This is a genomic window from Ruminococcoides sp. (assembly GCF_057037865.1).
In genome coordinates, this window is sequence record NZ_DBLZMS010000001.1 from 150,586 (window position 1) to 172,243 (window position 21,658).

Genomic DNA, 21,658 nt, shown 5'->3' on the forward strand with positions numbered 1-21,658 from the left:
TCCACCGCATTTCACGGTGGAGTTTTGTGTTTAGTATCAAATTAAATTCAAAAAACTTACTCTTCTTCGGGATATTTCATGCCCCAGCTTTTGCGGATGTCGGTCATGATTTTCATAACATCCTTTGTGTAGTCAAGGTGCATAAGAGCCGTGTCGCCCTCTATCGCCTTTTCCATATCTTCAACCTCATAAAGCAAAGCGTCCTTTGTCTGACCTGCCGAGATTGTTTCACAATGGCCGTCAGCCGTGTATGTAATCTTTGCCTCCATGCCTCTGGGATATTCAAAGATTTCAACATAACCCTTGTCAAACGAGATTGTGCCACGCTTTGGCTGTTTTGCGTGAAGCGAAAGAATGACAGTTGCCATTTCATCCTCTTTATTCTTTAAAAGAATACTTGCTTGTTCGTCAACGCCTGTTTCAGCATATTTAACCTGCGACAACACATCGTTTGGGCATGAGCTCATAAACATACGAACAAACGAAAGCGCATACACGCCGATGTCAAGCATTGCACCGCCTGCAAGATTGCGGTTGAAAAATCGGTTGTTCATATTGTACTCTTTGTAACTGCCGAAATTCATCTGAATAAGCCTAAGCTCGCCAAGGTCACCTGAATTTACCTTTTCAAGAAGTGCCTTGTAAATCGGCATATGGAAAATTGTCATTGCCTCTGCAAGCACAACATGGTTTTTCTCTGCAAGAGAGATTGCCTCGTCAAGTTCATCTGAATTAAGCGTTATCGACTTTTCGCACAAAACATGCTTTCCTGCCGCAAGAGCCTTGCGAAGATATTTTATATGCGTGTTGTGCGGTGTGGAAATGTAAATTATGTCAACATTTTCGTCTTTAAACAGCTCGTCAATATCGTTGTAAACCTTTTCAATGCCGTACTTTTCGGCAAACGCAACCGCCTTTTCATGGGTACGGTTTGCAACGGAATAAAGTTTCTGTCCTCTGCTTTTGAGTGCGGCTGCAAGCTCATTTGCGATAACTCCGCAACCGAGTGTTGCCCAGTTGTAGTTTTTCATAAAAACACCTCCGTATATTTTTCGAGAAAAGTTTAACACACGGAAATGCGTCTGTCAACGGTATTAGATGGCTTTTCTCGTATCTGCTCCGTACTTTTTCATAATCTTGCGAAATTCGTTATTTTCGCTTTTTGAAAGACTAAAATACATAAATCCATGCTTAACAGTTTCATCACCGTCACACGCAGGCATATATGTATTACAGCCTATTCTTATTGATGCCTTTTCGGAAAAACCGCAAGACGGTGAATCAAAATATGCGGATTTGCCCTCAAACATTTTCTTCACGGTTTCGGCATCTTCGGCAGACATCTTAGCGTCAACCTTGTCGCAGTACTCAACATCAAAATACACGGTAGGCTCACACGCATAGAAACTGATTTTCGGCACGGCAAATACTGCAGCAGCAACGCATAAAACAACTGCAACCACAATTACAGCAATCTTTTTCTTCATAACATTCACTCCTTTTCGCTTATTCCTTTAAAAATATATTATATTAAGCTTGTATCATAATTGTATCATTATAATTTAATCGGCATATACACCAATTTTAAAATCATTTATTTGTAGGTTAAAAAATTTTTCGTCAATGCTTACAAGAGAGCAATTTTACTTTTGTTGAAAAGGCACAAATTGCATACAAATTCAAAGCCTTGCTTATTGAGAAAAATCGGTCTGAAAATATGCAGAAAAGCAGTTTTTACCATATTATAAAGGCATAAAAAGAAGAATTTTGACGAGGTAGTTATTATAACTAAAATTGTGAGCAAAGTAAACTTTATGTTTATAAGGTATTTTGCTTGTTTATTTCGGGCAACAGGATTACAATAATTGTGGAAAACGGAAAAGAATAGTATTGTTTACAACGGTTATGTGATTGAAGAGGTTAGAAATTAATGGAGAAAGTCAAAAAAATGCTCTCACTTGCGTTTGCAAGTCTGTTTAGAAGAAACAAAGGTCAGAATACCGTAAAAGAAAAGCGACAGCGCTCACACCAGATAAATATGCTGGAAGGTCCGCTCGTAAAAAAAATTCTTCTTTTCACACTTCCGCTCGCAGGATCCAGTATTCTTCAACAGCTTTTCAACTCAACCGATGTTGCGGTGGTCGGCAGATTTTCAAGCAGTCAGGCACTTGCCGCAGTCGGAAGCAACGCTCCGCTCATCAATATGCTTGTGCTGTTATTCACGGGACTTTCGGTCGGCGCAAATGTTTTGATTGCACGATATATAGGTCAAAATGACCGTAAAAAGGTTTCGGAAGCTGTTCACACGGTAATAACACTTTCACTTATATGCGGATTTCTTCTTCTGATACTCGGTCAGGTTATTGCAGCACCGCTGTTAAGGCTGATGAACACACCGGATGATGTAATTGACCTTGCGGCAACATACCTGAGAATTTACTTTATGGGCATGCCGTTTGTAATGCTCTACAACTTTGGTTCGGCAATTTTGAGAAGTGTCGGCGACACAAGCCGTCCGCTCTACTGTCTTGTAATTTCAGGTATTGTAAATGTTCTTTTGAATCTCTTCTTTGTAATCGTCTGCGATATGAGCGTTGCAGGAGTCGGCATTGCAACAGTAATTGCCGACGGCATAAGCGCCGGACTTGTTATGATGTTCCTCATCAGAAACGAAGACGAGTCAATCAGAGTCAATCCAAAAAAACTTTCATTCAAAAAAGAACATCTCATTATGATTTTGAAAATCGGTGCTCCTGCAGGTATCCAGGGTATGGTTTTCTCAATTTCAAATGTATTCATTCAGACAGCCATAAACGGCTTCGGTTCACAGGCGGTTGCAGGCTCATCGGCTGAACTCAACTTTGAGTACATTACATACTATATAGTATGTGCGTTCAGCCAGACAGCCGTTACATTCACAAGTCAGAACTACGGCGCACTTCAGTTTGACAGATGCAAAAAGGTGTTTAGACTTTGTATGCTTTTCAGCTGTATTTTCACAGGCTGTGTGAGCGTTATATTCATGCTTGGAAGCGGATTTTTCATCACCTTCTTCACAACCGACCCCACCGTTATCAAGTACGCAATCATCAGAATGGCGATTGTTATGCTCCTTGAGCTTATGACAGGTTCATACGAAATCAGCGGAGGTGCGCTCAGAGGAATCGGACATTCACTCCTCCCTGCAATCCTCACAATCTTCGGTTCTGTTGTGTTCAGAATCATCTGGCTCTTCACGGTATTCAAGGCATTCCACACCTATGATATGCTCCTTATGGTTTACCCCGTTTCATGGCTTATCACAGGCACATCCGTTTTGATTGCCTACTTCATCATCAGAAAAAGAGAATTCAAAAAGGTAAGCGCCGCTTTTGAAATTTAAAATCAAATAGGTTTTTATGGCTGACATCGGCATTGGTGTCAGCTGTTTTTGTTTAGAAGAGGCTCTAAAATTAAAAAAATAATAAAAAGCAATTATTTCGTACTTTTTGTGCGGAATAATTGTTTTTTTGCTGTATTTTATGTTATAATCCAATTATAAACACACGGAGGTGCGACAATGACTAAACGGACTGTTGCCAACAATTTTTTATACTACATTTTTTGCGGATTCAGCGGTGCGGTTACTTCGCTGATAGTATGGCTGTTTCTAAAACTTATGGGTTTGGGAATCGGTCTTGTGTGGGATATAATTCCGTCAAATTTTGATTTCAAATTTTATCCGATTATCGTCTGTACGGCGGGCGGAATTATTCTCGGAATATGGCAAAAGCTGACAAATGCCGTTCCCGATGAACTTGACGAGGTTATGAAAAAGGTAAAAAAAGATAAATTTTACCCGTATAACAAGGTGCTTTTGCTCTGCATTTCGGCACTTTTGCCCCTTGTTTTCGGCGGAAGTCTTGGTCCCGAGGCAGGCTTGACAGGCGTTATCGTGGGACTTTGCTACTGGGCAGGAAGTCATATGAAAGACGCTAAAAGTAAAATTCCCGAACTAATGCAAATCGGCATAAGCGCAACCCTGAGTGCGGTATTCTACGCACCGCTTTTCGGTCTTGCATCGGTCAATGAAGAAAGGCTTGACAGCGAAGAAAAGCCTACCGATATCCGTTCAACAAAGCTTATTTCAAACATCATTGCCGTACTTTTTGCGGCGGGAACTCTGTTTTTGCTTAACTCGATTTTCGGCGGAAGTATGGGACTTCCACGACTTGGTGGTTATAACATTACAAATTTTGAGCGTTTGTGGGGAATTCCTCTCGCACTTTTGGGTGCTGTATGCGGTTTTCTGTTTATCGTATCTTCAAAGATTTTCGGAAAATTTTTCGCACTCATTCAGGGTAAACTCGGCATTAATATCAGCACAACTCTCGGCGGAATTATCCTCGGTGTTATGGGTACATACCTCCCCCTCACAATGTTTTCGGGCGAAGAAAGCATTACCGTTGTCAAGGAAAGCTTTGCCGAATTTGCACCGTGGATTCTCATTATCAGCGGTGTGCTGAAACTTATTCTCACAAACATCTGCATAAAGTCGGGTTGGAAAGGCGGTCACTTCTTCCCCGTCATCTTCTGCGGAGTGAGCATCGGCTACGGTGTTGCAATGCTCGGCGGACTTGACACGGCATTTTGTGCGGCAGTCGTAACGGCAGGACTTCTCGGTGTCACAATGAAAAAACCGCTTGCCGTAACAATGCTCCTTTTGCTCTGCTTTGACGCAAGAGTTATTCCGTGGATTTTGCTCGCCGCATTCCTCGGAAGCATTATTCCGACTAAAATTTTCGGCAGTAATAAAAAGAAAGTTAAGTGAGCATATAAAAAACTGCTTTGCGAACCACCGTTTCCTTTGGAACGCGTTGAAGAAATGACCGCTCTTATGGGTGGCGACGGTTCAATTAAATAAAACCAAGAAATCCGTGTTGTAACCATGCAACACGGATTTTTATATAAAGAACAACCTCCCCGTAAGCTGAAATGCTTTGCAGGGAGGTTGTATTATTCTTATATAGAATTTTATTTTACTTGCGGATAATTATTGCTTTGCCGTTGCAATGAACCTTTCCGTTTGAAACCGCAACTGTTTCACCGCTGATTTCGTTTTTATAGTCGCCGTCGGGGAGGTCAACTTTTACATCAGCCGACTTTGATTTAAGGCTGAAAATGCCGACTTTTTTGCTCTTGTTGTTGTCACGCTCAAGAATTGCAATATCGTTTTCATCGTCTGCATCAGCCCTGAAATAATCGTCATCATCAAGAACGGTTTTCTTGATTGTATCAAGCTTTGCAAGAAGGTTACTTAAATCAATGCCTGTGTTGCGTGGGAAAACATCCTTGTCAAAAAGGCTTGGAGTTTCATCACAACCAAACTCCTGGCCTGCATAGATGAGGGTTGAACCCTTCAAGAAATACAGAAAAGCTGTATAATTTTCAAGGTCGCTCCTGTTCTTTACATAATGGCAGATTCGGGGCTGATCGTGGTTTTCAAGGCAACGCATTTTATCGTAATTCTGCGGATAAATTGCCTCCTGATAATTGAACATATCCATATAATTTGAAAGTGAGGTTTCGCCCTTCAAATATTTGTCGAAAACCTCACGGATATCGTAGTCATATTCCATATCAAAAGCGTCAAAAAGCTCATAGTCGCTTGCGGTATAAATTCCGCTCTTGCGAGAGAACACATTGAAAGAGCTGTGTACGCTTTCGGCAAGCCAAATGCAGTCGGGATTTACCTTTGAAACAGCCTCTCTCGCCTGTTTCCAAAATTCAACGGGAACGAATGATGCAACATCACAACGGAAGCCGTCAACAATTCTCGCCCACATAACGAGTGAATCAATCTGATACCGCCATAATTCTTTGTTAGAATAATCAAGGTCGATTATGTCGCTCCAATCGCCGACTTTGTTGCCAAAATTGCCGTCCGGCTTTCTGTAGAAAAATTCGGGATGTTCAACCGAAAGATTTGAATCGGGCGAAGTGTGGTTATAGACAACATCAATGATGCACTTCATGCCCTTTGCGTGAATTTTTTCAACAAGGCTCTTGAAATCGTCCATTGTGCCATATTCGGGATTTGTTGTGCGATAGTCCTTGTTTGCATAAGGACAACCGAGAGAGCCTTTTTTATTCTTGACGCCAATCGGATAAATCGGCATAAACCAAATGATGTCAGTACCGAGTGACTTTATTCTGTCAAGATCCTCTGCAACGGCATTAAATGTGCCGTCATTTGTGTGGTTGCGGACATAAACCGAATAAATAACCTTGTTTCTCAAGCTGATTTCAGTATTTTTTGCCATTTAAAACATCTCCTTATGTATTTTTCCACGGTCTGTTTTTACCGTTCCAACCTCGTTCTGCCCAGTAATTTTTATCGGCTTCATTCCAGCCGCTTTTCTGAATCATTCTCATAATAAAGAAAAAGCCTTTTGTTTTTAACCCTGCCTTAACTTTGCCGTCATTTTTCTTTACCTTATTGGCAATTGAGGTAGTCTTTTTGTCAATTTTCTTTTTGAGTTCATCGGTGACGCCTGAATAATTTGTTGCACGAACATTGACACCGTAACGATAAGTTTTTGGAACGCCCCAAAAGAACATACTGTCGGCGATATCCTTGTTGGCAGATTTTGTACCCGAACCTGCGGCTGTCGAAATTACAACCGCCTGCTTTGTGAACATTTTCTGTTCGGGACGGTGAACCATCCAACGATAACCGTAATGATCAAGAAATGCTTTCATTGAGCCTGTGCAATGATAAACATACACGGGCGTTGTGAAGATGAGTACATCAGCCTCGTCCATAGCCTCGGTAATCTTTTTCAGTCGCTCATAATGCGGACAAAGTGTTTCGGATTTTAGAAAACACTGCGTACAACCTACGCAAAAATTGCCGAAATCTCTCGGAAGAAAAAACTCCGTAACCTCGCCGCCTAATTTATCGGCAACCTGCTTGCCAATATGATAGGTTGAGCCTTTATGGTTCTGACCGTTTATTACTGCAATTTTCATTTTATGTCACCAAATTCATCAATTTCAAGTCAATTTTAGCACAACAAAGCAATATTGTCCATATGATTTTTATGCCTTTTAAGAGCATTTTTATGCGAATTTTTTACTCTTATAAAAGACAAAAAGCACCTGTCCTCTGACAGATGCTTTTATTGTCAATCATCATAATGACCTTTGCACTGGTAAACAATAATAAAGTCATTATTTACACTATAAACAAGTCGGTCTTTATCATTTATGCGGCGACTCCACAATCCACTTTTATCGTTTTTTAGCGGTTCGGGTTTACCTGCTCCGTCAAATGGATTACGCTGAATTTCTTTAAGCAACGCATTAATTTTTTTAAGAGTTTTCTTATCTTGCGTTTGCCAATATAAATACTCTGACCACGCATCATCTGCAAATGAAATATTACTCACCGCTCATTTTCTCCAATTCTTCAAGTGATTTCGTTACAATATGACCACTTTCAACCTGAGATTTTGCCTTTTCAATCTGAGTCATATTTGATTGCGAATAGAACGGATCAATCGGTGCATCGACTGCAAACGGAATACTTCTTTCACGAAGTGCCTTTTTTGCGTAAATCATAAAAAATGTGGTCAGATTCATACCCATTTCAGCACACATTTCGTCAAGTTCTTTTTTAGTATTGTCATCAAAACGAAGACTTACTGTTGTCATATCAATCAACTCCTTTCACTGCTTATATTATATGATAAAAGAATTAATTTTGCAATAGTTTAAAGCAAATTTAATTAAAACTCTTTCATTTGTCAGTCATTTTGAAGTAGAAAACAGCTCCCCGAAAACGGAGAGCTGTGATAAGTACAAATAGATTTGTCAAACGAATCAGAAGTCGATTTCTGTATCGTAGTAGCAAGCCTTGAGAAGTTTTTCCATTTCTTCCTGATTTGGCTGGCGTGGGTTAGAACCTGTGCAAGCATCGGCAATTGCGTTCTTGGCAACTTCGGGGAGCTTTTCGAGGAATTCTTTTTCGTCGATAATGCTCTCGTCAGCCTTAACGCCACCCGGACCGTAGTTCTTAATGCCCTGCGGAATGTTGAGCTGATCGTTCATTGAACGGAGTTCAGCGATGAGTGCGTCAACAAGTTCTTCTGTTGTTTCGCCCTTGAGGTTGATGAACTTAGCAATCTTAGCATAACGCTCAGCTGCAACAGGATCTTTTGAGTTATACTTGATAACCTTAGGAAGATACATAGCGTTTGCACAGCCGTGAATAATGTGACCGCCTGTGAAAGCCGCACCTGTCTTGTGAGCCATTGAGTGAACGATACCGAGCAGAGCATTTGAGAATGCCATACCTGCAAGGCACTGTGCATCGTGCATTTTATCACGGCAAGCCATGTCGCCCTCATAAGACTTCTTGAGGTTGTCGTGAATCATCTCAATTGCGTGGAGAGCAAGCGGATCTGTGTACTCACAGTTGAGAGTTGAAACATAAGCCTCAATTGCGTGAGTCATAGCGTCCATACCTGTGTGAGCAGTAAGTTTAGCCGGCATTGTTTCGGCAAGTGCAGGATCAACGATAGCAACATCAGGTGTGATATTAAAGTCAGCAAGCGGATATTTGATACCCTTTGCATAGTCTGTGATAACTGAGAAAGCCGTAACTTCTGTTGCAGTACCCGATGTTGACGGGATAGCACAGAATTTAGCCTTTGTACGAAGTGTCGGGAAACTGAACGGAGTAATAATTTCCTCAAAAGTTGTGTCGGGATACTCATAGAATACCCACATAGCCTTTGCGGCATCAATCGGCGAACCGCCGCCCATTGCAACAATCCAGTCGGGTTCAAATTCACGCATAACAGCGGCACCCTTCATAACTGTTTCAACAGATGGGTCAGGCTCTACGCCCTCGATAAGCTTAACCTCCATACCTGCTTCTTTAAGATAGTCAACAGCCTTGTCAAGAAAACCGAAACGCTTCATTGAACCGCCGCCGACAACTACAACAGCCTTTTTGCCGGATAAATTTTTAAGACTTGAGAGAGCATCCTTACCATGATAGAGATCTCTCGGTAAAGTAAATCTGTACATTTTAATTACCTCCTGAAAGGATATTTTGTCAACTTCTCCTTGACTACCGTAATTATAACACCGAAGATTTATAAAGTAAATACCTTTTTTGAAAATAATGTGTGTTTATTTTGTGAAATTTTCACTATAGTTCTTTATTGGAATTTATATTGAGAAATATGCTCAGTTACAGCCCGTAAATGTTGTCATCGCCCTTGGCATATTTCTTAACAGCCTCCATAAAAAGCTTTGCGGCAGGATTTGAAATATTCTTTTCCCATGCCATAACATAGGCTATGCTTGTGTCCGCATCATCAATAAGGTATGAATCGGTGTATTCGTCAGAAGTATATGCGGCAACCGAGGTTGGTACGACAGACACGCCGATTCCCGATGACGATGACACATATATTGAAACAAGATCGTCAAATGAATTTTCAATTTTCGGGGTTATGTGAAATGTACGGAACAAATCCATAATTTCCATATATACAATCGGTGCAACCGATTCCGAAAGTACCAGAATACTTTCGTCAGCCAATTCGGAAAGCTTAACGCTTTTTCTTCCGCTGAATTTTGAATTTTTCGCTGTTACAACGGACAAAGTTTCATTATGTGTAATGATTGATTCAATACCTGAGCTTTCGGGAACCATATCTCTCGGCATAAAGCAAAAGTCGTATTCACCGCCTGTGATTGCAAGCGTGCGGTCAGCTTCGTCAAGCTGTCGCACATCAATCGTAATTCCCGGATATTTTTCCGCAAAGTCGGCAATACATTTTGTCGGGAACGAAAGCGAGGTAACATCACAGCCGAGCGTAATTTTACCCTGACCTCCGTCATGCATCTGCTTGATAACGGTTTTTGCTTTCTTTAAAGTTTCAACAATTTCAATCGCATAGGGCAAAAGTGCCTTGCCCTCGCTTGTTATGATAACATCACGGTGAGAGCGTGTAAAAAGCTGAACCCCAAACTCCTTTTCAAGGTCGCTTACATATCTGCTGACGGTTGACTGAGAAACATAGTTCCGCCTTGCCGCCTCTGAAAAGTTGAGCGTCTGAGCCACAGTTATAAAGCAATTGAGCTGATTTATATCCATAATAACCTCCGTTTTGACAATTTCCCGCAGTATTTTGTCGGTTTTTTTCAATATTATGCAAAACTGTAAATTTAAGACTGCCAAATCGTCATTTTTGCATAATCAACGGTATTGAATAATTTTTCCATATTTGGTACAATTCAAGTATAGCATAATAATATGCAAAATGTAAATAACTTATTTTAAAACAAGGAGCTTAACGAATGAAGAAAATAGTTGTAACCGGTATGGGTGCGGTAACACCTGTCGGCATCGGTGTTGAAAACTACTGGAATAATATCACGGCAGGTGCATCGGGCATTGACACAATTAAGACTTTTGATCCGTCTGAACTCGCTGTTCAGATTGCCGGCGAAGTAAAGGACTTTAATCCGTCCGACTATCTTCCAAAGGATTTAATCAGAAAAACAGATCCGTTTATGCAGTACGCTTATATTGCGGCTGAGGAAGCCATGAAACAGAGCGGAATTGAGATTGAACCCGAAAGAACGGGTATTGTTATGGGTACTGCAATGGCAGGTATTGCAACAATCGCATATACTCAGGAGGCACTCACAGGCGCATCACACAAAAAGGTAGGTCCTCGTTTTATTCCCAAAATTCTCGGAAACATTGCCGCCGCAAATATCGCAATCGACTACAATATTCAGGGACCGAGCTTTACGGTAAGCACAGCTTGTTCGTCAGGCGGTGACGCAATCAACACAGCTTGTATGTGTATGCAGAGCGGCAAGGCTGATATTATGCTCGCAGTAGGTGCAGAGTCCGTTCTCTGTCCTCTTGTAATTTATTCGCTTGCCAACGCAAAAGCTCTTTCAAGAAGAAACGATTCGCCAAGCACTGCAAGCCGTCCGTTTGATGTTACCCGTGACGGTTTTGTAATAGGTGAAGGCGGCGGTGCGCTCGTTCTTGAAACAGAGGAACACGCTCTTGCAAGAGGTGCAAAGATTTATGCAGAAATCAGAGGTTGCGGCAACACAGATGACGCTTATCATGTAACTGCTCCGCATCCCGAAGGACGAGGTGCAATCGCTTGTATGAAACAGGCAATTGCAGAGGCAGGAATCAATCCTTCCGACATCGGCTACATCAATGCTCACGGTACTGCAACAAACAAGGGTGACACAGTTGAAACATCTTCAATCAAGAAGGTTTTCGGCAACACTCTCCCCTATGTAAGCTCAACAAAGGGCGCAACAGGTCATATGATGGGTGCAGGCGGTATTACAGAAACAATTACCTGTGTCAAGGCTATTGAAACAGGCACAGTTCCGCCTACAATCAATCTCAACGAGGTTGATCCCGAATGTGCCGGCATTGACTTTGTTGCAAATACCGCAAAGAAAGCCGAAATCAACTTTGCCATGTCAAACGCATTCGGATTCGGCGGTCAGAACTCAAGTATTATCGTAGGCAAATACGGCAAATAATCTGCCGACAAAACAACATACAAGCAACACACATATGTGTGTATAAAATAATGTACACCCATACATAATAGGACAGGGGGATATTATGAATTTAACATATGATTCACAGATGTTCAGAGAAACATTTGAAAGTGAATTTACATGGCTTAACGGCTTTATGAGAAATGTAAGACGCTTTTCGGATAAACCTGCCGCAATTGATCCTCAGAGCGGCAGAACATGGAGCTACAAAGAGCTTAATGCCGATGCAAACAGATTTGCAAACGCTATGAAAAAAGACGGCGTCAAAAAAAACGACATCGTGTTTATGCAGCTTTACAACTCACCGCAGTTTTTGTTCGGTTACATTGCGCCGCAGAAACTCGGTGCAATCTCAAATCCCGCTAACTTTAACCTATCACCGGGCGAAACCGCAGAAATTATGGGACACAACAAGCCTGTTGTTTATGTTTATGATGCAGACATTATGCAAACAGCCGTACAGGCTCTTGAAATCTGCGAGCATAAGCCAAAATTGATTCTCTGCGTTAATAATTCCAAAAAGGAAGTAACTCTTCCCGAAGGACACATTTTCTTTGACGATTACATCAAGGACAGCAGTTACGAAAATCCGCCTGTTGACTATGCACCACATATTTATGACGAGGTTTTAAGACTTCAGACCTCAGGTACAACAGGCACTCCGAAGGGCGTTCCGCTTAACGCAATCAACGAAGTTCTTTCGGCTCACGATGTAATTATGCACTTTCCGCTCTCACCCGTTGACATTACGATGAACATGACGCCGTGGTTTCACCGTGGCGGTATTCATTCGGGCGGTCCTACACCTACCCTTTATGCAGGTGCGTGTCTTGTGATTATGAGAACATTCAACCCGAGAAGCTGCATGGACTTTATCGAAAAATACGGCATTACATTCATAACAGGTGTTCCGTCAACTCTTGAGATGCTTGCAAACCGTCAGGAAAAACATCAGAAAAACCTTTCTTCGCTCAAGGGCATTATTACCATGGGCAGTCCGCTTGAAAAAGCCGCTTGCATCCGCTATCAGGAGCTTCTCTCCCCCAACATTTTTAACGGCTACGGCACAACAGAATCTTTCTGGAATACATTTCTTCGTCCGTATGACCTTCCTGAAATGGCAGGTTCGGCAGGCAGATCATGCACAGATGATGAGGTAAGACTTGTAAATGTTTATGACGACAGAAAAGCAGAGCCCGATGACACAGTCCCCTGCGATAACAAAACAGAGGGAGAAATCATCATCAAATGTCCGAACAAAACTACCTACTGCTATGTAAATAACGAAAAGGCTACAAAAGACAAGTTCTACAAGGGTTGGATGTACACAGGCGACATCGGCACTTGGAACAGCGAGCAGTTTGTTACAATTGCAGGCAGAAAAGATGATATGATTATCAGCAAAGGTGAAAATATTTATCCTGCAAGAATTGAGGAAATTCTCAACTCACACCCGAAGGTTCAGGAATGTATCGTAACAGGTGTTCCCGATTCAACAAGAGGCGAGTGCGTTGCGGCATATGTAATCAAGGCCGACGAAAGTCTTACGGTTGCCGAGCTTATCAATTTCTGCGACAGCTCACCGAATATTTCAAAATATCAGGCTCCGAGATACTACCGTTTTGTCAACGATCTTCCGCAAACCGCTACAGGCAAGAAACAGCATTTTGTAATAAAAAAACAGGCAGCAGAGGACCTTAAAAACGGTTTGTTGCTTAAAAAATAATTACGGATTTTCCGTATATATGTAATGGAGAAAATATGACCGAGAAATTATACAAAGCAAAGGTTTCATACTATGAAACAGACTGTATGAACATTGTTCATCACTCAAATTATATCAGATATTTTGAAGATGCAAGAATTCAGTATATGCACGACATCGGTTGTGATGTTGCCGAAATGCAGTCAAAAGGATTGTATATCCCAAATGTTGACGCATATGCCCGTTACAAAAAGCCGCTTAAATTCGGCGATGAGTTTTCCGTTGAAGTAAGCCTTGTATTTTTTACGGGTTCAAGAATGATTTTTGACTATAAAATCTTCAACAATAAAAACGGAGAACTTTCTGCAACAGGCAGAACAACACACTGTTTTGCAACTCCCGAGCTAAAACCGATAAGCATAAAGCATTCAAATCCCGATTATTACAATCGACTTCGTGACAACATTGTCGATACGGAAGATATTACAATAAGAAGATAAACAATTTTACAAGCAAAAAGTGCGTACCAAATTTTGGTACGCACTTTTTTGATATAGGAAAATATCAGTCATCAAAGTTGGGAGTCTGAATTGCATCGTAGCCTGTTTCTCCCGTACGGATTTTAACCGCCTGTTTAAGATAGTAGGTAAATATTTTACCGTCACCCGGGTTGCCCGTAAAGGCTGTTTTTCTGATTGCCTCAATTGTTTTTCTCTCCCATTCTTCGGAAGAAACAACAATTTCAAACTTGATTTTCGGCAAGACCTGAACATCAACCTTCTGTCCTCTTACATACTCCGACATACCTCGCTGAATTCCGCAGCCTACAACCTGATACGCTGTAATTCCGTTTACGCCGATATCCGTGAGAGCCTTTTTGACATCTACAAACATTTCTTCACGAACAACGGCCTCTATTTTTATAAGCTGAATATCGTTATTGTTTTCCATACTTTAAAACCTCCGTTAGTTGTCAAGACCGTTAAATGACGGATAAGCAGATTCACCGTGCTGTGAAACATCAAGTCCCATAAGCTCATCTCTGAGGTCAACCCTGATTTTGCCTGTAAGAAGTCTTGTGATGCCGTAGCAGATGAGTGTTCCGACAACCGCAATTACAATTGTGATGCCGATACCTGCCGCCTGAGCACCGAACTGTGCAAACTCACCGTACACAAGACCGTTACCTGCACTGCTGTTGATTGCCGTGCATGAGAACACACCTGTGAGAAGTCCGCCCCAGATACCGCCTGTACCGTGACAGCTGAATGCGTCAAGCGCATCGTCAAAGCCGAATTTTTTCTTGCCGTATGAAATCATAATATAGCAAACGGGGCTTGTTGTCAAACCGATAATAACTGCCGCCCACATCGGAACAAAGCCTGCACCGGGTGTGATACCTACAAGACCTGCAACCATACCCGTGCTTGCACCGATAAGCGTAGGCTTTTTGTTCTTGATAACATCGCAGAGCATCCACGAGAGCATTGCGGCTGCGGCTGAAACACCAGTTGTCATAAATGCGTGAGCCGCAAGACCGTCGGCGGCAAGTGCAGAACCCGCATTAAAGCCGAACCAACCGAACATAAGGAGCGACGCACCGAGTACAACTGTCGGGATATTGTGAATTCTGTAAATTGAATGTTCATAATCGTGACGCTTGCCGAGGAGTATGCAAAGTACAAGTGCCGAAACACCCGAACTGATATGTACAACATCGCCGCCTGCAAAGTCGAGAGCACCGATACCGTCTGCACCTAAAAGTCCTCCCTGTCCCCACACCATGTGAGCGAGCGGATAATAAACGATAAGCGACCAGAAAATTGTGAAAACGAAAATTGACTTAAACTTCATTCTGCCTGCAACCGCACCCGTGATAAGAGCAGGGGTGATTACGGCAAACATCATCTGGAACGCAGAGAATACCATATTCGGAATCGACGCATCATCCGTGTAGCCCTCCGTGAGTGAAACACCCTCAAGACCGAGCCAACGGAAATCACCGATAAAAGCATTTCCCGAAGGAGCAAACGAAAGCGAATAACCGAAAAGCACCCACATAACAATTCCGATACCGATAATAAAAATTGATGTCATCATTGTATTTACAACATTTTTCTTTCGTACAAGACCGCCGTAGAACATTGCAAGACCCGGAGTCATTACAAATACGAAAGCCGCACAAAGCAGCACAAAGCCTATATTTCCTGAATCCATTTTTAACCTCCACATAAACCGTTTTTGCCGAAGCAAAAAAATAAAGCTCACAATGTTTTTATCCGATTTTGCAAGTTTTTAAAAATTTGTTGCAAAATCAGAAGAAACCAAAGTGAACTTCCTTGTCCTTTTTATATTCAGTTTTCCGAAAACTTCGTAAGACCTTTGCCTTACTGTCTTGAATTATAAAGCCTTGTTAACCGATTGTCAATACTTTTTTGAATATTTTTTAAAGTTTTTTGCTGTTTTTTAAATTACAGTTTACAATAACAGGTCAAAAATCTAAGCTACGGCACAAATTTAATTTTTGCAAGTTTATTTAATTTTCTTGCAAATTATTTTTTTGATTACAGCATATTCTTTGTAGCGTTTGTAGCGGCGAACTTCGTTCGCCGATCGGTTTGGTTACAAAACCAAACCGACTTAATATAAATTATTTGTTTAAGATAGTTATGATATAAAAATACAATTGCGATTTATTCATTTCGTGTTTGCACACGAAATGATTGGCGAACACAGTTCGCCGCTACATTAAATTGTGCAAACAGCTACTATACTACGCTCGGGCATAATATGTTTTTTTATATTGCAAACCATCTTCCCGACCGCAATTTTCCATTTTCAATTTTCAATTTTTCATTTAATGAACCTATCTACACGAATCAGGTACGGCGGCTCGCCGTACTGGCGGATAATATCGTCCCTACAAAATAAAAGCTACGGTCAACATAGTCCTGTCAACCGTAGTTAAAATCAAGATATTTTATTTTGCAAAATCGGACGCTCTGCTTTCACGGATAATATTAACCTTAATCTGTCCGGGATATTCAAGCTCTTCTTCGATTTTTTTACAGATATCTCTTGCAAGCGGAATCATACGCTCATCATTTACAATTTCGGGCTTAACCATAACTCTAACCTCACGGCCTGCCTGAATTGCAAAGGTACGCTCAACACCGTCAAAAGAAGACGCAACCTCTTCAAGCTTCTGGAGTCGCTTAATGTAGTTTTCAACATTTTCTCTTCTTGCACCCGGTCTTGCGGCTGAAATAGCATCTGCCGCCTGTACAAGACAGGCAACAATTGTTCTCGCCTCAACATCACCGTGGTGAGCGTGAATAGCGTGAATAACAGCGTCGCTTTCCTTATACTTTTTGGCAAGATCGACACCAATCTGAATATGTGTTCCCTCAACCTCATGGTCAATGGATTTACCGATATCGTGCAAAAGACCCGCACGCTTAGCAATTGTAGGATCAAGACCAAGCTCGCTCGCCATCATACCTGCAATGTATGAAACTTCAAGAGAGTGATCAAGTACATTCTGACCGTAGCTTGTACGGTAACGAAGTCTGCCGAGAAGCTTGACAAGCTCCGGATGAATGTTATGAACACCTGCGTCAAGCACGGCTCTCTCACCTGTACGCTTGATTTCGGATTCAACCTCTCTTCTTGCCTTTTCAACCATCTCCTCAATTCTTGCGGGATGGATTCTGCCGTCTGCAATAAGCTTTTCAAGTGCAATTCTTGCAATTTCTCTTCTTACAGGCTCAAAGCATGAGAGCGTGATAGCCTCCGGCGTATCATCAATAATAAGATCAACACCCGTAAGAGTTTCGATGGCTCTGATGTTACGGCCTTCCCTACCGATGATTCTGCCCTTCATCTCGTCATTGGGCAGAGGAACAACCGAAATTGTTGCCTCTGAAACCTGCTCAGCTGCAAGTCGCTGAATTGCAAGCGAAATAATGTTTCTTGCCTTGTCGTCTGCTTCCTCTTTGAGCTGTTCGGTATATTCCATAATCTTAACCGACTTCTCGTGAGCAAGCTCATTTTCAAGCTGTGAAAGCAAATAGCTTTTAGCCTGTTCTGCCGTGTAGCCCGAAATTTTTTCAAGCATTTCAAACTGGCTCTTTTTCAGAGTTTCAACTTCTTCGAGTTTTGCATCTGCATCACGAAGCTTTTTGTTGACCTTTTCTTCCTTGCGTTCCATATTGTCAAGCTTTTTGTCAAGAGTTTCTTCCTTTTGCTGGATTCTTCTCTCCTGACGCTGAACTTCCTTGCGTCGATCGGAAATTTCTTTCTCGCTCTCGTTTCTGAAACGATGAACCTCGTCTTTACCCTCAAGGACTACTTCTTTTTTCCTTGCTTCGGCTGTTTTGATTGCATCAGCCACAATCTTCTTTGCCTCCTCCTCAGCACTTCCGATTTCTTTCTCGGCTGTGTTTTTGCGGATGGCAATTCCAAGGAAAATACCTGCACCGGCACCGATAACAACTGCGGCGACAATGCAGATAATACTTATCCACAATGGCAATCTGGACACCTCCTTAGTTTGATTTTTTAATATTTCACAGTTCCCAATCAATTAGACTTTAAAGGTGCCGTTAAAAAGATATTCAATTTTCATTTTTACTTTGTAAATATTTTTAATACATTATATATACATACGCAACCGCAAAACACCGTACAGGTTGCACAGAGCGTTTCAAAAGGCGAAACGCCATAAAAATTACAAAAAATATCTATATATAACGGCTCTTTTAAAGAGTCTGATTAAAAAAGTCGCAAAAGTCAAAAACTGTACTTTTGCCAAAATCCGCATCAGCGGACGATATAATTTTATAATAAAATAACCAAATTGTCAAGAATAAGCACGGGAATTTTGCAGATAATTATTACGGAAATAAAAAAGATTACAGCTTTTTGACGGTTACAGCTTAAATTTGCCTTAAAAAAGCAAAATGTGACCGTGTTTTTTACCGTATTTGTAAAAAGCTCAAAAATTTTTCGTTAAATTTTTGTCAAGCTATTGAAGAAATGAAAAAAATGTAATATAATAGAAGCACCTTAGAATTTTAGGAGGAATTTTTTTATGTCAGTAAAAGTTGCAATTAACGGTTTCGGCCGTATCGGTCGTCTTGCTTTCAGACAGATGTTCGGTGCTGAGGGTTACGAAGTAGTAGCTATCAACGATCTTACAGATCCTGCTATGCTCGCAAACCTTCTCAAGTACGATACAGCACAGGGCGGCTACTGCGGTAAGATCGGTGAAAACCTTCACACAGTTGAGGCCGGCGAAGGCTCAATCATCGTTGACGGCAAAAAGATCACAATCTACGCTAAGCCAAACGCTGCTGAGCTTCCTTGGGGCGAACTCGGTGTTGATGTAGTTCTCGAGTGCACAGGTTTCTATACATCAAAGGCAAAGAGCCAGGCTCACATTGATGCCGGCGCTAAGAAGGTTGTTATTTCTGCTCCTGCAGGCAACGACCTCAAGACAATCGTTTACAGCGTAAACGAAAAGACTCTTACAGCTGACGATACAATCATTTCAGCTGCTTCATGTACAACAAACTGCCTCGCTCCTATGGCTGACACACTTAACAAGTATGCAGAAATCCAGAGCGGTATCATGTCAACAATCCACGCTTACACAGGCGATCAGATGATTCTTGACGGTCCTCACAGAAAGGGCGACAAGAGAAGAGCAAGAGCAGGTGCTGCTAACATCGTTCCTAACTCAACAGGTGCTGCAAAGGCTATCGGTCTTGTAATTCCTGAACTCAACGGTAAGCTCATCGGTTCTGCACAGCGTGTTCCTGTTCCGACAGGTTCAACAACAATTCTTACAGCTGTTGTTAAGGGTTCTGATGTAACAGTTGAAGGTATCAACGCTGCTATGAAGGCTGCTGCTTCTGAGTCATTCGGTTACAACGAAGATCCGATCGTTTCTTCAGATGTAATCGGTATGAGATTCGGTTCACTCTTCGATTCTACACAGACAATGGTATCAAAGATTGCTGATGATCTTTATGAGGTTCAGGTTGTTTCTTGGTACGACAACGAGAACTCATACACAAGCCAGATGGTAAGAACAATTAAGTATTTCGCTGAGCTTGGCTAATCTGAATTTACAGATTATTCTTTGGGCTGTCCTTTTTGGACAGCCCTTTTTGTTTTCTTTTTCGGAAGATATTTATTCTTATTTTTCTTTATTCGTAAAATTATGCTTTAAAATGTAACATTTAGTCGCAGTTTATAAAATATACACGAAAAATTAGTTTTAAATTTTTTGAATTTGCTTGAAATTGACATATAATTTTGGTATTATATAAGTGTGAGCAAACAATCAACAAACAACAGATATTAAACAAGGAGCAATTCTTATGAATTACAGCTTTAACGAGGCAAGACCGGCTCTTGAAGTTTTTCACACCGGCGATTCAGTGCGTGCATATGATTTTTTGGGCGCACACCTCGTGAACCGTAACGACAAAAACGGAGTAGTGTTCCGTGTGTGGGCGCCAACCGCAAGGAGCGTTTCGGTTGCAGGCGATTTTAATAATTGGAACAACGAGGCAAACTATATGTATAACATCGGTTACGGTGTGTGGGAAGTGTTTGTCGAGGGTGTAAAAGAGTTTTGTACATACAAATACTGCATTGAAAGCGAATACGGCGACAGGCTTATGAAAGCAGATCCGTATGCTTTTCATGCTCAAACCCGCCCCGGTCAGGCCTCTGTTGTATATGATATAGAAAGCTATTCGTGGAATGACAGCGAATGGTTTAATAAACGCAAAGAAAACAACATTTCATCGTCACCGATGAATATTTATGAAATACATGCAGGCTCATGGAGAAAATATCCTGACGGCAACTTTTTTAACTATCAAAAGCTTGCCGATGAGCTTATCCCCTACCTAAAGGAGATGCACTATACCCATGTTCAGCTTATGCCGATTATGGAGTATCCCTATGACGGCAGCTGGGGTTTTCAGACAACCGGCTACTATGCCCCGACTTCACGCTATGGCACACCGTCTGATTTTATGGCTTTTGTTGACAAGCTTCACGGTGAAGGCATTGGTGTGATTCTTGACTGGGTTCCGTCAAATTTTCCGACGGACGATTTCGGACTTGCAAGGTTTGACGGTTCGCCTCTTTATGAAAGCAACGATCCAAAAACAAGCAAGCGTGACTCATGGGGAACCTGCCTTTTCAACTACGCAAGATTCGAGGTTACAAGTTTTCTTGTTTCATGCGCAATGTTCTGGCTCGACAAATATCATATTGACGGCTTGAGAATCGGCGCACTCTCCTCTATGCTCTACCTCGATTACGGTAAAACCGAGGGCGAATGGGAACCGAACAAATTCGGCGGAAAAGAAAATCTTGACGCTGTTGATTTTGTAAAAAGACTCAACACGGCTGTTCATATGTACCACCCCGATGTTATGATGTTTGCCGAGGAAAACACATCGTGGCCAAAGCTTACTCATAAAATAGAGGACGGCGGTCTTGGTTTCGACTTCAAGTGGAACATGGGCTGGATGAACGATATGCTGCACTATATGTCACTCAATTCGATGTGGCGGCCGTTCAATCATGACAGTCTTACTTTCAGCTTTTATTATGCTTTTTCAGAAAAATTCCTTCTGCCAATTTCACACGACGAGGTTTCTCACGGCAAAGGCTCACTCATAAAGCAGATGCCCGGAAAGTATGACGAGCAGTTTGCAGGCGTGAGAGCATTCATAACATATATGTACGCTCATCCGGGCAAGAAACTCGTGTTCATGGGAACTGAAATCGGACAGTTTGACGAGTGGAATCACGAAGAGGCAATTCAATGGGATTTGCTTGAATTTGAAAAGCATAAAAAGCTCAGAACATTTTTTAAAGAGCTTAACAAATTTTATCTTGACTGCAAGCCGCTCTACGAACTTGACACGGTCTGGAAAGGCTTTGACTGGATTCACCATGACGATTACACAAACAGTGTTATTGCATTCAAGCGCACCGACAAAAACGGTGATGAAATTGTTTCGGTATGTAATTTTCAGCCCATCAGGCGTGACGAATACTGCATCGGTGTTCCTAAATACGGTCTTTATGACGAGGTTTTCAACTCTGATGAAGAGCGTTTCGGCGGAAGCGGTGTTGTGAACGGTAATAATATCAAAACCGAGGTAATGAAAATTCACGGTTTTGATCAGGGTCTTTCGCTCACTCTCCCCCCTCTCAGCGTAATCTATCTGAGGTGTGCAAAAGAACTTGAACCCGATGAAGCTCAGAAAGAAAATTGATATTTTCAGTCACAAGACTGTAATTAATAAGTTTAATAAA

At 41.7% G+C, this 21,658-nt stretch carries 18 protein-coding genes; 7 read left to right on the forward strand and 11 right to left on the reverse strand.

Features of this window, described 5'->3' with window-relative positions; genetic code table 11:
- Positions 1 to 56: 56 nt before the first annotated feature.
- Both AC2HW8_RS00715 and AC2HW8_RS00720 read right to left on the reverse strand, forming a co-directional pair.
- Positions 57 to 1,031 carry a Gfo/Idh/MocA family protein gene (locus AC2HW8_RS00715; protein ID WP_484327009.1) on the reverse strand — a complete coding sequence of 325 codons (975 nt, stop codon included), beginning with the start codon at positions 1,029 to 1,031 and terminating at the stop codon, positions 57 to 59.
- Positions 1,032 to 1,094: 63 nt separating this feature from the next.
- Positions 1,095 to 1,487 (reverse strand): hypothetical protein, encoded by a 393-nt coding sequence (locus AC2HW8_RS00720; RefSeq protein ID WP_484327010.1) that lies wholly within the window; start codon positions 1,485 to 1,487, stop codon positions 1,095 to 1,097.
- A gap of 443 nt (positions 1,488 to 1,930) precedes the next feature.
- On the opposite strand from AC2HW8_RS00720, the gene AC2HW8_RS00725 reads away from it, so the two are divergent.
- Both AC2HW8_RS00725 and AC2HW8_RS00730 read left to right on the forward strand, forming a co-directional pair.
- Positions 1,931 to 3,382, forward strand: a complete 1,452-nt coding sequence (locus AC2HW8_RS00725; protein ID WP_303786937.1) for an MATE family efflux transporter — start codon at positions 1,931 to 1,933, stop codon at positions 3,380 to 3,382.
- A 177-nt stretch (positions 3,383 to 3,559) separates the two neighbouring features.
- The gene (locus AC2HW8_RS00730; RefSeq protein WP_484327011.1) at positions 3,560 to 4,810 is read left to right on the forward strand and encodes a chloride channel protein; all 1,251 of its coding nucleotides are present in this window, start codon (positions 3,560 to 3,562) and stop codon (positions 4,808 to 4,810) included.
- Between the two features lie 208 nt (positions 4,811 to 5,018).
- Here AC2HW8_RS00730 and AC2HW8_RS00735 read toward each other — a convergent pair whose 3' ends face one another.
- The 6 genes from AC2HW8_RS00735 to AC2HW8_RS00760 all read right to left on the reverse strand — a co-directional run bounded on the left by AC2HW8_RS00735 (position 5,019) and on the right by AC2HW8_RS00760 (position 10,153).
- On the reverse strand, positions 5,019 to 6,302 hold the full coding sequence (locus AC2HW8_RS00735) for an alpha-amylase family glycosyl hydrolase (RefSeq protein ID WP_484327012.1): 1,284 nt from the start codon (positions 6,300 to 6,302) through the stop codon (positions 5,019 to 5,021).
- A gap of 13 nt (positions 6,303 to 6,315) precedes the next feature.
- Positions 6,316 to 7,011 (reverse strand): flavodoxin family protein, encoded by a 696-nt coding sequence (locus tag AC2HW8_RS00740; protein WP_484327013.1) that lies wholly within the window; start codon positions 7,009 to 7,011, stop codon positions 6,316 to 6,318.
- A 155-nt stretch (positions 7,012 to 7,166) separates the two neighbouring features.
- Positions 7,167 to 7,430 (reverse strand): Txe/YoeB family addiction module toxin, encoded by a 264-nt coding sequence (locus tag AC2HW8_RS00745; protein ID WP_117886661.1) that lies wholly within the window; start codon positions 7,428 to 7,430, stop codon positions 7,167 to 7,169.
- Positions 7,423 to 7,695, reverse strand: coding sequence for a type II toxin-antitoxin system RelB/DinJ family antitoxin (locus AC2HW8_RS00750; protein ID WP_117886662.1), 273 nt, complete (start codon positions 7,693 to 7,695; stop codon positions 7,423 to 7,425). Before AC2HW8_RS00750 ends, AC2HW8_RS00745 begins: the two co-directional genes overlap by 8 nt.
- Before the next feature lie 168 nt (positions 7,696 to 7,863).
- Positions 7,864 to 9,075, reverse strand: a complete 1,212-nt coding sequence (locus AC2HW8_RS00755) for an iron-containing alcohol dehydrogenase (protein WP_021883737.1) — start codon at positions 9,073 to 9,075, stop codon at positions 7,864 to 7,866.
- A gap of 166 nt (positions 9,076 to 9,241) precedes the next feature.
- Entirely contained in the window at positions 9,242 to 10,153 is a 912-nt protein-coding gene (locus AC2HW8_RS00760; RefSeq protein WP_117837671.1) for a LysR family transcriptional regulator, read from the reverse strand.
- A 203-nt stretch (positions 10,154 to 10,356) separates the two neighbouring features.
- Here AC2HW8_RS00760 and fabF point away from each other — a divergent pair, with 203 nt between their 5' ends.
- The 3 genes from fabF (at position 10,357) to AC2HW8_RS00775 (ending at position 13,809) form a co-directional block, all read left to right on the forward strand.
- Positions 10,357 to 11,583, forward strand: coding sequence for a beta-ketoacyl-ACP synthase II (gene fabF, locus AC2HW8_RS00765; protein ID WP_117886664.1), 1,227 nt, complete (start codon positions 10,357 to 10,359; stop codon positions 11,581 to 11,583).
- 85 nt (positions 11,584 to 11,668) lie between these two features.
- Positions 11,669 to 13,330: a class I adenylate-forming enzyme family protein gene (locus AC2HW8_RS00770; RefSeq protein ID WP_484327014.1), complete on the forward strand. Its 1,662-nt coding sequence runs from the start codon at positions 11,669 to 11,671 to the stop codon at positions 13,328 to 13,330.
- Positions 13,331 to 13,365: 35 nt separating this feature from the next.
- Positions 13,366 to 13,809 (forward strand): acyl-CoA thioesterase, encoded by a 444-nt coding sequence (locus AC2HW8_RS00775; protein ID WP_117951016.1) that lies wholly within the window; start codon positions 13,366 to 13,368, stop codon positions 13,807 to 13,809.
- A gap of 64 nt (positions 13,810 to 13,873) precedes the next feature.
- Here the strand turns inward: AC2HW8_RS00775 and AC2HW8_RS00780 are convergent, their stop codons facing one another.
- The 3 genes from AC2HW8_RS00780 to rny all read right to left on the reverse strand — a co-directional run bounded on the left by AC2HW8_RS00780 (position 13,874) and on the right by rny (position 17,837).
- Positions 13,874 to 14,260: a P-II family nitrogen regulator gene (locus tag AC2HW8_RS00780; protein WP_015523458.1), complete on the reverse strand. Its 387-nt coding sequence runs from the start codon at positions 14,258 to 14,260 to the stop codon at positions 13,874 to 13,876.
- Positions 14,261 to 14,275: 15 nt separating this feature from the next.
- Entirely contained in the window at positions 14,276 to 15,526 is a 1,251-nt protein-coding gene (locus AC2HW8_RS00785) for an ammonium transporter (RefSeq protein WP_117522758.1), read from the reverse strand.
- 763 nt (positions 15,527 to 16,289) lie between these two features.
- A complete protein-coding gene (gene rny, locus AC2HW8_RS00790) occupies positions 16,290 to 17,837 on the reverse strand; it encodes a ribonuclease Y (protein ID WP_101070614.1) in 1,548 nt (515 codons plus the stop codon).
- 564 nt (positions 17,838 to 18,401) lie between these two features.
- Between rny and gap the strand changes: the two genes are divergently transcribed.
- Both gap and glgB read left to right on the forward strand, forming a co-directional pair.
- Positions 18,402 to 19,433, forward strand: coding sequence for a type I glyceraldehyde-3-phosphate dehydrogenase (gene gap, locus AC2HW8_RS00795; RefSeq protein ID WP_118101401.1), 1,032 nt, complete (start codon positions 18,402 to 18,404; stop codon positions 19,431 to 19,433).
- Between the two features lie 262 nt (positions 19,434 to 19,695).
- The gene (gene glgB / locus AC2HW8_RS00800; protein ID WP_046432441.1) at positions 19,696 to 21,618 is read left to right on the forward strand and encodes a 1,4-alpha-glucan branching protein GlgB; all 1,923 of its coding nucleotides are present in this window, start codon (positions 19,696 to 19,698) and stop codon (positions 21,616 to 21,618) included.
- The last annotated feature ends 40 nt before the right edge of the window (positions 21,619 to 21,658 follow it).